The organism is Sphingomonas sp. CFBP 13733, assembly GCF_014841795.1.
GTDB classification, from domain to species: Bacteria; Pseudomonadota; Alphaproteobacteria; order Sphingomonadales; family Sphingomonadaceae; genus Sphingomonas; species Sphingomonas aerolata.
In genome coordinates this window covers 61,068-73,735 of the sequence record NZ_JACYUP010000001.1, presented here as the reverse complement: position 1 = coordinate 73,735, position 12,668 = coordinate 61,068, and the positions used below count along the sequence as shown (strand labels likewise).

Annotated in this window: 8 protein-coding genes; 7 read left to right on the top strand and 1 reads right to left on the bottom strand. The window is 66.5% G+C overall.

The annotated features are described in order from the left end of the window. Positions 1–19 precede the first annotated feature (19 nt). The 6 genes from IFT71_RS00250 to IFT71_RS00225 all read left to right on the top strand — a co-directional run bounded on the left by IFT71_RS00250 (position 20) and on the right by IFT71_RS00225 (position 9,624). Positions 20–1,612 (top strand): alkaline phosphatase D family protein, encoded by a 1,593-nt coding sequence (locus tag IFT71_RS00250; protein WP_192138735.1) that lies wholly within the window; start codon positions 20–22, stop codon positions 1,610–1,612. Between the two features lie 345 nt (positions 1,613–1,957). After that, positions 1,958–3,004 (top strand): AraC family transcriptional regulator, encoded by a 1,047-nt coding sequence (locus tag IFT71_RS00245; RefSeq protein WP_342212555.1) that lies wholly within the window; start codon positions 1,958–1,960, stop codon positions 3,002–3,004. Positions 3,005–3,126: 122 nt separating this feature from the next. Continuing rightward, positions 3,127–4,266 carry an efflux RND transporter periplasmic adaptor subunit gene (locus IFT71_RS00240; protein ID WP_192138734.1) on the top strand — a complete coding sequence of 380 codons (1,140 nt, stop codon included), beginning with the start codon at positions 3,127–3,129 and terminating at the stop codon, positions 4,264–4,266. Between the two features lie 3 nt (positions 4,267–4,269). Next, positions 4,270–7,320: an efflux RND transporter permease subunit gene (locus IFT71_RS00235; RefSeq protein ID WP_192138733.1), complete on the top strand. Its 3,051-nt coding sequence runs from the start codon at positions 4,270–4,272 to the stop codon at positions 7,318–7,320. Beyond that, positions 7,313–8,731: an efflux transporter outer membrane subunit gene (locus IFT71_RS00230; RefSeq protein ID WP_192138732.1), complete on the top strand. Its 1,419-nt coding sequence runs from the start codon at positions 7,313–7,315 to the stop codon at positions 8,729–8,731. Before IFT71_RS00235 ends, IFT71_RS00230 begins: the two co-directional genes overlap by 8 nt. Before the next feature lie 41 nt (positions 8,732–8,772). Further along, entirely contained in the window at positions 8,773–9,624 is an 852-nt protein-coding gene (locus IFT71_RS00225) for a MipA/OmpV family protein (RefSeq protein ID WP_192138731.1), read from the top strand. On the opposite strand, the gene IFT71_RS00220 is transcribed toward IFT71_RS00225, so the two are convergent. Further along, on the bottom strand, positions 9,621–10,076 hold the full coding sequence (locus tag IFT71_RS00220) for a PepSY domain-containing protein (protein WP_244654670.1): 456 nt from the start codon (positions 10,074–10,076) through the stop codon (positions 9,621–9,623). The genes IFT71_RS00225 and IFT71_RS00220 overlap by 4 nt on opposite strands. 229 nt (positions 10,077–10,305) lie before the next feature. On the opposite strand from IFT71_RS00220, the gene IFT71_RS00215 reads away from it, so the two are divergent. Next, entirely contained in the window at positions 10,306–12,408 is a 2,103-nt protein-coding gene (locus IFT71_RS00215) for a TonB-dependent siderophore receptor (RefSeq protein ID WP_192138730.1), read from the top strand. Positions 12,409–12,668 lie beyond the last annotated feature (260 nt).

The window sequence follows — 12,668 nt, the reverse complement described above, 5'->3', positions numbered from 1 at the left end:
GCCGAACAGAGGTACGACCATGTACGAAGTCGATCGCCGCTATCTTCTGTCCGCCCTGGGAAGCCTGACCGCCGCTGGTGTCCTGCCTTGGCGGGCCTCCGCCGCCGAGGTGCGGCCCCGCAACCTGATCGAGGCCCCGCGCTTCCCCACCCCGCCGTTCACGTTGGGCGTCGCGGCCGGCGATCCCGATGCCACGGGCTTCGTCATCTGGACGCGGCTCGCGCCCCTACCGCTCCAGCCCGATGGCGGCATGATGATGGCCCCTGTGCTCGTTGCCTGGGAGGTCGCCGCCGATCCCGACTTCCGTCAGGTGCTTCAGCGCGGCGAGGCGATCGCACACCCTGAGCTGGCGCATTCGGTCCATGTCGAGGTCGCCGGACTCGCTCCCGCACGCCCCTATTGGTACCGCTTCACCTGCGGCGGCGAGCGTAGCGGCACCGGGCGCGGGGCGACCCTGCCCCCGCCAGGCGCACCGCTCGACCGCGTGCGCTTCGCCGTCGCCGGCTGCCAGCATTACGAGGAGGGCTATTACACCGCATGGCGTCACATCGCCGCCGAACCGATCGACTTCGTGTTCCATTACGGCGACTATATCTACGAGGGGCCGGACCGCGGCGAAGAGGCGCGCGGCGCGAAGAAGCCGCTGGTGCGTCGCCACCTCGGCCACGAAATCTATTCGATCGGCGATTACCGCCAACGCTACGCCCAGTACAAGAGCGATCCCGATCTCCAGGCCGCGCACGCCGCCGCGCCCTGGTTCGTCAGCTTCGACGATCACGAAATCGACAATAATTGGGCCGGCGACATCGATCAGGACAACACCACGCCGGAGGTGTTCCGCACGCGGCGTGCGATGGCGATGCAGGCCTATTACGAGCATATGCCGCTACGCCGCTCATCGATGCCCGACGGATCGCACATGCAAATGTACCGCGGCGCACGCTTCGGCGATCTGATGGACGCGTTCTTCCTCGATACACGGCAATATCGTTCCGATCAGGTCTATGGCGATCGCGATGCGCCGCAAGGACCGGACGCCTTCGCGGCCGACCGGTCGATCACGGGCGCACCGCAGGAAGCATGGCTGTTCAAAGGCCTCGATCGCTCGAAGGCACGCTGGAACCTGATCGCGCAGCAGGTGTGCCTGATGAACCTCGGCTACCACAAGGCAGGGCAGCCCGAGCAGCTTGTCTCGATGGACCAATGGTCAGGGTACATGAACAGCCGCCGCCGCCTGCTCGCACATATCGACGCGCGGTGCCCCGGTAACGTCATGACCGTCAGCGGCGACGCGCACCGCCATTACGCCGGCGACCTGATCCAGGATCACGGCAACGGCAAGATCATCAGCAGCGAATATCTCGCTACCTCGATCAGCTCGGGGGCGGACGGCGTCGGCGAGGACGACGACTATACCCGCTCATCCCGGACGGAAAATCCGCATCTCAAGGCGCTCACCGACAGGCGTGGCTATGTCTTGTGCGACGTCGACCGCGATCTGTGGCGCGGTGACCTGAAAGTTCTGGACACGATCGCGACGCGGAACGGCACGCTCTCGACGCACACCACCTTCGTTACCGAGCGTGGCAAGCCGGGGTTGCAAAGAGCCTAACCCGTGCTCAGAAGTGAGAAGCGTAGTCCACTCGTATGCCGCGAGACGACCCATAATTGGCCATTCGAGTGCCCTTCCCGGCTACCAACTTCCGCCATTCGTTCAGCTTGAGACGGTGATGGTTTAAGCTCCCAACCGGTCTACTTCCGGCGATTAAAATGCCTCGTCTTAGAGCGCGAAATGCGGAGGTCGACCTTCAGTAGCCCCGGGTCCGGGTAACCTCGCGCCAACTAGCAAAGACAAGTTGCCGCTCAACGCTAAGTAACGAGAAACGGTAATGCTCGACATATCGACGGCGCCGTGGTTTCGGCCGCTCATGTTAAGCACTACCCAGTATCGTCGACAGTGATCCTAGAAGTCGACCTTCTGCTCCGTGGCGGCGCAATCGGCTTGCTGATGCTGGCGGCGGTGGTGTTCGCGCGGTCGCCGGCGTCCTTGCCGAGCCGGTTCGGATTGGCGCTGACGCTGTGTACGGTGGTGGGTACACTGGCGGGGTTGCCGCATGCGCCGACCGCATTCGATCCGCTGCTCGATCTGAGCTCGAGCGCCGCGATTCCCCTGTTCTGGCTGTTCGCGCGCGCCTGGTTCGACGATGCGTTCAGACCCAAGCCGATCGATGTGGCGCTGGCCGCGGCGTTCCTGGGCTGCACGCTGTACGTCAGCCTGCAGGGGCGCGGACTGGCCGCGCCGATCCGTGGGCTCGATATCGCGGTCTATCTAGGGGGAATGGCGTTTGCGATCCATGCGCAGTGGCTGGCATGGCGCAATCGGCAAAGCGATTTGGTCGAGGCGCGGCGGCAGGCGCGGACGATCTTCGTGGTCTCGATCGGGCTCATGATCCTGTGGCTGCTTGGCAGCGAGATCGTCGGCCGTGCAACCGGCGAACTGGCCGTATCCGAGATGACCGCCGCCGCCGGGCTGTTCATGGGCACGTTCGTGATCACCGCGCTGCTGTTTGGATTGCATCACCCCGAGGTTTTCCTGAGCACGGACGCCGCCCCAGTGGTCGGCGAAGTTCAAGCGGCTGCAGCGCCAGAACCGCTCGACGTTGGTCTCGGCGAGAGCCTGGCGGCAATAATGACGCGGGACCGCGCCTACCGCGATCCCGACCTGACGATCGGAATGATCGCCGCGCGGGTCGAGATGCCCGAATATCGCGTGCGGCGGTACATCAATGGCGGGCTCGGCTATCGCAACGTCAGCGACTACCTCAACGAACACCGGATCGCCGAAGTCCGCAGCGCGCTGGCTGACCCGGCCCAGGCGGACGTGCCGATCCTGACGATCGCGATGGACGCCGGGTTCGGCAGCCTCGTGATGTTCAACCGCGTGTTCAAGGACCGCCTCGGCGAAACCCCCAGCGCGTTTCGACGGCGGCACCTCAAAGGCTAGCGAAGCCGGTTCACAAGCGTCGGGACCGGTCGTTTTCGAAATTGACTGGTCGGTTTCGAGGATCTGCAGGCCAGGATCGGCCCGGATAGGCAGGGCAACCGCGTTCACAACGGGACGCGACGATGCCGATGATTTTCACTGCCCCGACCGGGCTGCCGACCACACTGATCACCGCCGGTCTGGCCCTCCTCGCCTGCGCCGGCTGTTCCTCCGAACCGGTCGTATCGCCCAGATCGGACGCCACGCTGGTCGACGTGGTCACGATCCATCACGCCGGCGGACAGACCGTGACGCTCGGCGGCGTCCTGCGCCCACGCCGCGATATCGCGCTCGGGTTCAAGACCGGCGGCCGGGTGCTCGCGCTGAACGTACAGGTCGGCGACCACGTCCGCGCCGGGCAGGTCCTTGCCCGCCTCTCGCATGCCGAGGCGATCGCCGATACCGGACAGGCACGCGCCGAGCTTGCCGCCGCGACCGCCGAGGCGATCCGCGCGGGCGAAGCGGCGCGGCGTGCCACCGGCCTCGACGGGATCGGCGCGTTGTCAGCCGCCGAGGTCCGCGACCGCGCGCTGACGGCAAGCGCCGCTGCGGCGAAGCGCGATGCGGCGCGCGCGGCGTTCGACCACAGCCGAGCGACGCTCGCCGACGCGGTGCTGATCGCCCCAGAGGACGGCGTCGTGACCGAACGCACGGTCGAATCGGGTACCGTCGTCGAGGCCGGCAGCACCGTCGTCCGGCTGGCCGCGGGCGGTCCCGAAATCGAGGTTCTCCTGCCCGAGCGCGTGCAGGTTGCCACCGGGACGATGGCGAACGCGAGCTTCTGGTCCGCGCCTGACACGATCGCCGAGGTGCGGCTGAGACTGATCGGGCCGGCGGCTGGCGGTGCGCTGCGGTTGCGGACCACGCGGTTCAGCGTGCTCGGCGACGTCTCGCAGATCTCGTTCAACAGTTCAGCGACGCTCGCGCTGCGGATGCCCGATCCGAAGGCGACGATCCGCGTGCCGCTGACCGCGCTCGGCGCACGGGACAACCAGCCGCACGTCTGGTCGCTGGCGAGTGGCGGCGATAAGGCCGGCAACGGGGCCAGCAGCGGCGGCGGCGATCGCGTCCACCGCCAGCCGGTGCATCTGGTCGAACTGCGCGGCGACGATGCGATCGTCTCGGGCCTGTCCGATGGCCAGCAGATCGTCGCAAGTGGTGGCGATACGCTGTCGGAGGGGCAGCGTGTCGTCATGGCCGGCCTAGTCGCGGGCGGCAACTAAGCGATGGACCGCCTCAACCTGTCGCGCTGGGCGATCCGTCATCCCGCGCTCGTCGGCTTTCTCATGGCGTTGCTGTTCGCGGCCGGCGCTGCGCAATTCTGCGCGCTGGGGCGCGACGAGGATCCGACCTTTACGCTGAAGGAGATGATCGTCGCGGCGGCGTGGCCGGGTGCGTCGCCGGCGCAGATGCGCGCCCAGGTCGCGGACCTCATCGAACGCCGGCTGCGGGCGACCGAAGACCTCGATTTCCTCCAGACCTACTGCGTCGACGGTCGTTGCGCGATCCGCATTTCGCTGAAGGACAGCGCGCCGAAGGACCGCGTGGAGGTGATCTGGCAACAGGTCCGCAAGCAGCTGAAGGATCTCGAGCCGGGGCTTCCCGCGGGGGCGACGGTTGCCGCCGATGACGACTATGCCGAGGTCTACGGCTATGTCTTCACGCTGACCGGTGCGGACAATGCGCGGTTGGTGGCGTTGGCCGAGCAGGCGCGCGACGCGATGCTGCGCATACCCGGCGCGGGCAAGGTGCAGATCACCGGCGAGGTACCGCGCCGGCTGTTCGTCGATGTCGACTCGCGCCGGCTTGCCGCGCTGGGGCTGTCGCCGGACGCCGTCGTGCAGGCGCTGGCAAAGCGCAGCAGCGTCGCACCCGCTGGCGTGGTCGAACGGTCGGTGCGAGTCCCCGTCCGGATCGGCGGTACGGTCGACGGCGTCGATACGGTCGAAAACACCGTCATCCCTGCCGCGAACGGGACGATCAGCATCGGCGACGTCGGCACAGTCAGCAACGGCTATGCCGATCCGCCCGACGGGCTGGTCCGCCATGCTGCCAAACCTGCGGTGGTGCTGGCGGTCGCGATGGCGCCTGGTGCCGACGGGCTGGGCTTCGGCAAGCAATTGTCACAGGTCGCTGCCACGTTCGGCCGCACGCTGCCCGCCGGGATCGCGATGACCCAGGTCGAGGACCAGAGCCAGAACATTCGCGAGGCGGTGAACGCGTTCCTCATCAAGTTCTTCTGCGCGCTGACGGTGGTCCTGCTGGTCGCGTTCGTGACGCTGGGCTGTCGGACCGGCGTGGTCGTCGCGCTGTCGGTGCCATTAACGCTGGCGATCGTCGCGCTGTTCATGGGGGCGAGCGGGATCGGGCTCGAGCGGATTTCGCTCGGCGCGCTGATCTTGTCGCTCGGGCTGCTGGTGGACGACGCGATCATCAGCGTCGAGGCGATGGTCGTCCAGCTCGAAAAGGGCACGAGCCGGGCCGATGCTGCCGCGCATGCTTGGACGCACACCGCGTTCCCAATGCTGACCGGCACGCTGCTGACGATCGTCGGATTCCTGCCGGTCGGGTTCGCGCGATCGACCACCAGCGAATATGCCGGCGGGATCTTCTGGGTGACCGGCTCGGCGTTGCTGGTCAGCTGGGTCGTCGCAGTCGTGTTCACGCCGTATCTGGGTGTGCGGCTGCTCCCCGAGGCACACGCGCATCACGACGCTGAAGCGATATACGACACGCCGGTCTACCGACGACTGCGCCGCGTCGTCGATGCGTGCATGACGCGCCGCAAGACGGTGGTCGCGGTGACCGCGGCGCTGTTGATAGCGAGTCTCGCGGGCGCGATGCTGGTTCGCCAGCAATTCTTTCCCGTATCGGACCGCCCCGAGATCATCGTCGACGTCAGCCTGCGACCGGGGTCCTCGTTGTCCGCGACATCGGCGGCGGTGAAGCAGATCGAGGCCAGCATCGCCAAGGACCGCGATATCGCGCAGGCCGACAGCTATATCGGCCAAGGGTCGCCACGTTTCTATCTGCCCTACGGGCCCTCGCTGCCCGACCCGGCGACCACGACGATGGTGCTGGTCGCGACCGACCTTCACGCGCGCGAACGCGTCATCGCTCGGCTGCTGGCGAACCACGCGTCCCCCGAGGCCAAGCTCCACATCCGCCGCCTGTCGCTCGGGCCAAGTGCAGGCTTCCCCGTGCAATACCGCGTGATTGGCCCCGATCCGGAAATGTTGCGGACCATCGTCGCACGGCTGGAGGCGGTGCTGCGCGGCACGCCGGGAACGACTGCGGTCCAGGCTGACTGGGGGACGCCGTCGGTCGCGATGCGGCTCGATCTCGACGCCGAGCGGGTCGCGCGGCTGGGGCTCGATCGCGCGGGGCTGGCGGGTGACGTCGCGACCATGATGTCGGGCCAGCCGGCGGGTGACGTGCTCCGTGGGACCAAGCGGATCGGCATCGTCGTGCGCGGCACGGCGGCAGATCGCGCCGATCCGGGGCGGCTCGCCGATATGGCGGTCAGCACGCCGGGCGGGCCGGTCCCGCTCGGCCAGGTCGCGCAGATCGGCGCGACCACCGAGCAGCCGATCCTATGGACGCGCAACGGCGAGCTCTGCATGACCGTGCAGGCCGACATGACCGGCGACGTGCAGGCGTCCGAAGTCGTTGACGCCGCCGCCGCGCGTGTCGCCGCGATCGTGACATCGCTGCCCGCCGGATACCGGATCGAGGATGGCGGCGACAGCGAGTTGTCGGCCAAGGCGAACGACGCGATCTATGCGCTGCTGCCTGTCACCTTCGCGCTGATGCTCGTGCTGCTGATGATCCAGTTGCAGAGCATCAGCCGGACCTTGCTGGTGCTCGCGACAGCACCGCTCGGGGTGATCGGCGCGGTGGTCGCGCTAGTGCTGACGGGCGCGCCGTTTGGGTTCGTCGCGCTGCTTGGACTGATCGCACTGGCGGGGATGATCATGCGCAACTCGATCATCCTGGTCGATCAGGTGACGCACAACCAGGCAGACGGCATGGACCTGCACGCGGCGATCCGAGCCGCGACGATCGGCCGCTCGCGTCCGGTCGTGCTGACCGCACTGGCGGCGGTACTCGCGTTCATCCCGCTCTGCTTCAACATCTTCTGGGGGCCGATGGCGATCGTGATGATCGGCGGGCTGATCGGCGCGACGATCCTCACGCTGGTCGCCCTCCCCGCGCTCTACGCGCTCGCGTTCGATCGCACATCCGGCCTTCCCGAGGAGGACCACGAAAATGCATGATCCGAAACTCTGGCGGGCGCTGCTGCTGCTTGCCGTCGCGCTGGCGGGTTGTACGGTCGGCCCGAACTTTGCACCGCCCGCAGCAATCCTGCCGCCGGTCTGGCAGGGCACGACCCCGGTGCAGGCTACCACCGATGCGCGCTGGTGGCGCAGCTTCGACGATCCGGTGCTCGACGCGCTGGAGGCACGCGCAGGTTCGACAAATCTCGATATCGCCGCGGCGATCGAGCGGATCACCGCCGCGCGGATCGAGCGCGGCCAAGCTCGCGCCGCCGGTGCGCCGCAGCTCGAACTGCAGGCGGGGTACAACCGCGAGCGCATCGGCACCGCGGGGATCGCCTCGGTCACGCAGACGCTGCTCGGCCTCACCCCGACGACGACCCCGCCCAAGGGCGTCGACTTCGATCTCTACAGCGTCGGCGTCGGCGCGAGCTGGGAAATCGATCTCTGGGGTGGCCATCGTCGCCAGGCCGAGGCCGCGCAGGCCTCGGTTGAGGCCACCGAAGCCGTCGCGCGCGGCGTGCGCCTGTCGGTCGAGGCCGAGGTGGCGCGCACCTATTTTCAACTGCGCGGCCTCTGGGACGAGCGCCGCATCGCGCAGGACGGGGTCGCACTCGCCGAGAACAACGCATCGATCGCGCGTGTGCTGCTGGCCCGCGGTCTCGTCACACCGATCGATCTCGCCGCGATCGACGAGAAGCTACGCGCTCTGCACGGCGATATCGTCGAGCTCGACCACCAGGCGGCCACGGCCCAGCGCGCGCTGGCGATACTGGTCGGTGGCACGCCCGATACCGCCCAGTTCGATCGCACGACGCTGCGGGCGCAAAGCCCGCTCCCGGCGGCGGCGGTGCGCGTGCCCTCCGAGGTTGCCCGCACACGTCCCGACATCGTCGAAGCCGAAGCAAGGCTCCACGCAGCGACCGCGCAGATCGGCGTCGCGCAGGCCGATTTCTATCCCAAGATCAGCCTGACGGGCCTGTTCGATATCGACGTGCTGAACCTCGCCGATTTCGGCTGGAACGCGCGCAGCACGAGCATCGGCCCCAGCCTGTCGCTGCCGATCTTCTCCGGCGGCCGGTTGCAGCGGCAGCTCGACCTGCGCCGCTCGGAGGAGCGCACCGCCGCGCTCGCGTACCGCCAGACCGTCCTCAATGCCTGGCGCGAAGTCGACGACGCGCTGTCGGCGAGCCGCGCCGACGCCGACCGCACCAGCCTGTTCGACCGCGACCTCGCATCGCGTAACCGGACGGTGGCGATGGTCGAGGCCCGCTACGCCCGCGGCGACATCGCGGCCGCGCCGCTGCTCGACGCCCGCCAAGCGGCCTTGTCCGCGGAGTTGGCCGTCGTTCGCCAGCGCGTCGCCGCCGCGCTCGCGCACGTCCAGCTCCACCGCGCGCTCGGCGGCTGACCGCTCGCCACGCCGATCACATTTTAACCACGGACCTTCTCATGCCCTATATCCGAACTTTGTCGCACATCCTCGGCAGCACATTGGCGGCGTTCACCACGCTACCTGCCCATGCGCAGGACGCACCCGCCGATCCGTACCGCGATACCGTCACCGTCGGTATCGGGGTCGCCGCACTCCCCGATTACGAAGGCTCGAACGACTATCGGATCACCCCGGCACCCGCCGCGATCGGGACGATCAAGGGCTATGGCTTCGCCTTGGCCGGCAACCAGCTGAGCGTCGATCTGATTAAGAACGCGCCAGGCGCGGTCTGGGACGTCCAGGCCGGACCGATCGCACAGCTCAATCTCAACCGTAGCGCCCTCGGCAGCATCAACGACCGCCGCATCCGCGCGCTCGGCAAGCTTGGCGTCGCGGTCGAACTCGGCGGCTATGTCGGCCTCGCCAAGACCGGCGTGCTGACCAGCCCCTACGACACGCTGTCGGTGACGCTCGGCTATCGCCACGACGTCAGCGGGATTCACGAGAGCGGCATCTGGAGCCCCGGCATCACTTATGTCACGCCGCTGTCGCGCAAGGCCGCGATCGGCGTGTTCGCCTCCGCCGACATCGTCGGACGCGGCTATGCGCAGACCTATTACAGCGTGTCCGCGGCAAAGAGCGCGGCGAGTGGACTCCCCGTCTACACAGCCCGCGGTGGCCTCAAGAACTGGACGTTCGGCGCGATCGGCAGCTATTCGCTCACCGGCGACCTATTGCACGGTATTAAGGTCGTCGCGGGCGGCACCTATGGACGCATGGAAGGCGACATCGCCCGCAGCCCGCTCGTTGCGATCGCCGGATCGCGCGATCAGTGGCTGGGGACGATCGGACTTGCTTATACGTTCTAGTCCGTGGGGAAGTCGGGCGAGACCCATAAGTCGCCGTTAAGTGCCCTCCCCGGCTTTCCCAACTTCAGACGCCCGTTAATCTTAGCCAGACGGTCGCTCGACCGGCCACTAAAGCTGGCCTGGGACGCATTTCTCAGCGGGGACGCCCTTCGCATTGGGTTGGTGGCGGTGAAAGAACACGCCCAGGCCGTGATCGCCGATCTCGAACAGATTGACGCCTCGCCATAGTGCGGCGGGGTCTGCGCGGTCAGGCGGCGCATCGTCGCGTCGATCGGCTGCTGGAACGACGAGCGCGTGGCGAGATGGCCGGCCGACCATGCGCCGATTTCGTGCGCGAAGACCGCCACGGTGCCCGTCAGCACCACGGCATAGAGCTGTAGGCCGAGCAGGATGCCAGACCAGCCGTGCACCGCGACCATCGCCTTGGTCTCTTCCTTCTTCAGATGGATCATTGGGCCTCCCCCAAGGCGGGCGCAGCGGCGGGTGCGGCGGCATGCCGGCAAGCGACATCAGTGTCACCTCGAACGCGCCTGGCCCGGCCAGCAGAATTCGCGCCCATCGACGACGAGACTAGATTGGGTACGTGCGCGTCATGCAAGGCACTCTTAATGCTATTGATAATCTTTCGCAAATATATAAGAGCGCCCACAATCGGACTGCAGTGAGACGAAGGGGCGGAATATGGGGAAGTTGATCGTTGCGGCCGGGGTGGCGAGCATGCTGGCCAGTTCTGCGGCCTGGGCTCAGAATGCGGAGCCGCCCGCACCGGAAAACGACATCGTGGTGACCGGCACCATCGCCGGCACAAAGACCGAAACCCCGCTGATCGAGCTACCGCAGCCGCTCACCATCATCCCGGCCGACCAGTATCTGTCGCAGGGCGCGATCAACATCAGCGACACCGTGAAGTACGCCGCCGGCGTCCTCGCCAATCCCTATGGCCGCGATACGCGAGTCGATGGCTTCAACGTCCGCGGCATCAGCGCGCTGCAGTTCCGCGACGGCATGCGAGACATTTTCTCCTATTATGCCAGCATCCCCTCGGACCCGTATAATTTCTCGCGGGTCGAGATCGTACGTGGCCCGGCATCGGTGCTGTTCGGCCAGGGCTCGATCGGCGGTCTCATCAACCTCGTCTCCAAGACGCCCGAGTTCCGCACCAGCGGCGAGCTGAACCTCGTTTATGGCAGCTATGACCGCAAGGAGGCGCTAGGGGATATCAACCTGGCGCTCAGTGACACGCTGGCGATCCGTGCGGTCGGACGCGTGCGCGATTCCGACACCTTCATCGATCATGTTCCCGACGACCGCGTGATGTTCGCACCGTCGATCCGCTGGCAGCCGACGGCGGATACCGATCTGATCCTGACCGGCCTGTACCAGAAGGACGACACCGGCTCGACCTCGCAGTTCCTGCCGATCGTCGGCACTTTCGCGCCCAATCCCGGCAATCCGGGCGGGCAGCTCGATCCCTACACATTCGTCGGCAAGGCCGGCTGGGACCGCTATGCCGGCCGCTCGCTCCAGGGTGGCGGGTCGCTGGTCCATCGCTTCTCGGACAATCTTCGTATCAGCCTGAAGGCACGATACATCGACAGCGACCTCGAATATTTCACCCATTACGCCGACAGCTATACCAACCCGACCAATCCGTTCGCGGTTTATGGCACCGATGGCCGCACCATCGGGCTGTATGCAGACGCCAGCGATGCGCGGATGAACGTCTTCTCGACCGACAACAACGTCCAGCTCAAGTTCAATACCGGCGCAGAGATCGAGCACACGCTGCTGGCCGGCCTCGACTATAGCTGGAACAAGGTCGGCAAGAGGTTCGCGACCACGGCGTTGGAGACGGTTGATCTCTACGACATCGATTATGCGTCGCTGCAGACCTACGACCCCAGCGGCCCGTTTGCCTATGATTCGCAGAAGCAGCTCGGCGTCTATGTCCAGGACCAGATCCGCTTCTTCGATCGCATGTCGGTGATTGTTGGCGCCCGCCGCGACCATGTGACCAACTCCTCGGGCCAGGAGGACAATGCCACGACCTTCCGCGCCGGCATCATTGGCGAGCTCGGCGCAGGCGTCTCGCCCTTCTTCAGCTACACCGAAAGCTTCCTGCCGATCGCCGGCCGGCTGACGGGGCCTGGCGGCGTCCCGACCGACCCCTTCAAACCGCAGATGGGCATGCAATACGAGGCGGGTGTAAAATGGCAGCCCGATCCCCGGACGCTGGTCACCGTGACCGGTTTCAAGATCAAGGAGCGCAACCGCGTCCTCTATCTGGCCAACAACGTGACGACCCAATCCGGCGAATTATCCACCAAGGGCATCGAGTTCGAGGCGAGCCGCGTGCTGCCGGGCAATTTCGAGCTGCTGCTGAACTATGGCTACAGCCAGCTCGATTCCGACGTTAACACCAGTCTCGACTATATGCCGCGCCACACCGCGTCGGTCTGGTCGACCAAGACCTTCGGTGACACCAGCGGGCCGCAGCTAAGGTTCGGTGCGGGCGTGGTGTATAGCGGCAAGAGCAAGTCGACCGGGCTGCTCGACCCCTATGGTCTCAACCCCAGGATCGCGCCCGGCACGCTGTACACGATCGTCACCCCGTCGCGGACGACGGTCGATGCGCTGGCGGAGATCAGCTGGGACAAATGGCGCCTGGCCATCAACGCGACCAACCTGCTGGACAACCGTGGTTTCGCCTCCTGCCTCGCGCGTGGGGACTGCTTCATGGCCGCACCGCGCAACGTTATGGCAACGCTGGGCTTTCGATTCTAGCAGGCGACGGCTTCGCATTACAATTCGGCGGCATGGATGCCCGCCGGGCCAACGCCAGCCCAGGAGGATTTTCCTGCGGTAGAACCAACTGGACTACCACTGCATCACGGTCGACCGGGCGCTGTTCGCTCCAGCTTACCCATCGGTGGCGCCAACCGATTTGCACGGACGACCGCATGCAGGAACGATCGAGAGCGTCGCGAGCGGCCAATTCGGGCCCGTTGCTGCCTGTCCGGTTTGTGCCACGCGAACGGAAGGAT

Coding starts and splice junctions, on each gene's coding strand:
- IFT71_RS00250 (WP_192138735.1), top strand. CDS start 20: ATGTACGAAGTCGATCGCCGCTATCTTCTGTCCGCCCTGGGAAGCCTG.
- IFT71_RS00235 (WP_192138733.1), top strand. CDS start 4,270: ATGGACCGCCTCAACCTGTCGCGCTGGGCGATCCGTCATCCCGCGCTC.
- IFT71_RS00225 (WP_192138731.1), top strand. CDS start 8,773: ATGCCCTATATCCGAACTTTGTCGCACATCCTCGGCAGCACATTGGCG.
- IFT71_RS00220 (WP_244654670.1), bottom strand. CDS start 10,076: ATGATCCATCTGAAGAAGGAAGAGACCAAGGCGATGGTCGCGGTGCAC.
- IFT71_RS00230 (WP_192138732.1), top strand. CDS start 7,313: ATGCATGATCCGAAACTCTGGCGGGCGCTGCTGCTGCTTGCCGTCGCG.
- IFT71_RS00240 (WP_192138734.1), top strand. CDS start 3,127: ATGCCGATGATTTTCACTGCCCCGACCGGGCTGCCGACCACACTGATC.
- IFT71_RS00215 (WP_192138730.1), top strand. CDS start 10,306: ATGGGGAAGTTGATCGTTGCGGCCGGGGTGGCGAGCATGCTGGCCAGT.